At 56.0% G+C, this 1,380-nt stretch carries 1 protein-coding gene; it reads left to right on the top strand.

Translation table 11 applies throughout. The features are described from left to right. Positions 1–152: 152 nt before the first annotated feature. The gene (locus tag HMPREF2787_RS03220; RefSeq protein WP_011018353.1) at positions 153–1,337 is read left to right on the top strand and encodes an IS256-like element IS3503 family transposase; all 1,185 of its coding nucleotides are present in this window, start codon (positions 153–155) and stop codon (positions 1,335–1,337) included. Positions 1,338–1,380 lie beyond the last annotated feature (43 nt).

Genomic DNA, 1,380 nt, shown 5'->3' with positions numbered 1-1,380 from the left:
GGGTTAAGTAAAGAAAAGTGTGTCCGCATGCCACCATAACCCCAGACCACACACCACAAATCACCAAAGAATAGCTCCCCGAAAGCTATTACCCACACCATCCCGCACCTCCGGCCACATTTGTGCTAACCGCACACCGGTTGGATTAAAGGATGACCACCAACCGCCCCAGCTGCCCACTATGCGGCAACAACACAAAGAAAAACGGCACCACCAGCAAATCAACCACCCGTTGGCGCTGCACCCACTGCGGACACTCCTTTACCCGCAACACCCAAACCCACAACAAAAACACCGCCACCATGGCTTTGTTCATCCAATGGGCCACCGGCACCCAATCTCTAACCACCTTCGCCGCACACCATGGCGTAACCAGGCAAACCATGCACCACCGATTCCGATGGTGCTGGTGGATCATCCCCACACCCACCATCGACTCATTCCGCATCCATGACCAAATCTTCCTCGACGCGACCTATCTAAAGTCCGGATGCCTCCTGATCGCAGCCAGTAAAACCCACGTCATCAACTGGACCTGGGCCAGACACGAAACCACCGCCGCCTACACCGAACTCCTACGCCCCATTGCCGCACCACTAATCGCAGTCACAGACGGCGGACAAGGTGCCCAATCAGCCATCCACCACTGCTGGCCAACAACACGCATCCAACGCTGCCTCGTCCACGCCCAACGAACAGTCCGCCGCCACACCACCAGCAACCCCCGCACCGATGCCGGCAAAACCCTCTACCGCCTAGCCCTGAAACTCACTCGCATCACCGACCTTGACCAAGCATCCACATGGGTCGCCCACCTGCACGAATTCGACCACACCTACCGGGAATGGATGAACGAGAAAACCACCATCAAAGACCCTGCTACCGGCGCCTACACCAAGGTCTACACCCACCAACGCGTCCGAGCGGCCTATCAATCATTGCTATCTCTGCACCGCAGAGACCTGCTGTTTACCTACCTGCAACCCCCACCAACAACCATCGACCCCGACAACCTTGCAGCAACAACAAACAGCCTCGAAGGTGGCATCAACGCCCCCATAAAAGAACTAGCCCGCAGACACCGCGGACTATCACTACCGCATCAACGCACAGTGATGGATTGGTGGCTGTATCTACATACAGAAGTCCCTGACGATCCGGTCAAGATCGCCAGGGACCAACGATGGGGTCAAGACGCACTTTCCACAGCAACAGACCTGATCACCCACAACACCACAGCCACTACCAATGACATCGGTGCACCAGCAGAATACGACACCGCCATCGACACCAGCTACCAACACAACCTCGGCATCCAAAAAGGCTGGATCAAATAACCGCAACACGCCCGGAAAAGACACACTTTTCTTTACTTAACCC

Origin of the sequence: Corynebacterium sp. HMSC061H03, assembly GCF_001838215.1 — a bacterium.
Lineage (GTDB): Bacteria > Actinomycetota > Actinomycetes > Mycobacteriales > Mycobacteriaceae > Corynebacterium > Corynebacterium jeikeium_D.
The sequence above is the reverse complement of the archived record's forward strand: the minus strand, read 5'-3'. Positions and strand labels throughout refer to the sequence as shown.